A 670-nucleotide genomic window follows, 5' to 3' on the forward strand; every position below is an offset into this window, starting at 1 on the left:
TTTAATGCAGCATTGGCAATAGGAACGATCTGGTCATCCTCACCATGCATCACCAAAACCGGAATATCCACCGCTTTAAGATCTTCACTTAAATCGGTCTCTGAAAACGCTTTAATTCCGTCATAATGAGCTACGATTCCGCCCATCAGTCCCTGTCTCCACCAGTTTCTCTGGACACCGTCTTTTACATCTGCGCCTTCTCTGTTATACCCGTAAAAAGGAAAAGTAAGGTCATAATAAAACTGATTTCTGTTGTTCATGGTCTGATTTCTGATATCATCAAAAACCGACATCGGCACACCGTCCGGATTGCTTTCACTCTGCACCATCACAGGAGGAATTGCACTGATCAACACTGCTTTTTTAGCTCTTCCGTTGGCATATTTATTCACATAACGGATTACTTCACCACCGCCTGTTGAGTGCCCGATGTGAACCACATCCTTCAAGTCTAAAAATTCAACCAATTCTGCAGCATCAGAAGCATATTGCTCAATGGTGTGGTTGTAAATATTCTGGCTGGAACGTCCGTGACCTCTCCTGTCGTGAGCGATTACCCGGTACCCTTTTTTCAGAAAGAAAATAACCTGGGCATCCCAGTCGTCTGAAGATAATGGCCATCCGTGGTGAAACATCAATACCGGTCCTTCACCCTGGTCTTTGTAAAAAA

1 protein-coding gene is annotated in these 670 nt (G+C 44.2%); it reads right to left on the reverse strand.

Going from position 1 to position 670, the window contains the following annotated elements:
• A partial coding sequence (locus tag U9K52_RS21190) for an alpha/beta hydrolase (protein WP_322928024.1) occupies positions 1 to 670 on the reverse strand: 670 nt, incomplete at both ends.

The sequence above is a fragment of the Chryseobacterium sp. MHB01 genome (genome assembly GCF_034651565.1).
In the GTDB taxonomy this organism is placed as follows: Bacteria; Bacteroidota; Bacteroidia; order Flavobacteriales; family Weeksellaceae; genus Chryseobacterium; species Chryseobacterium nepalense.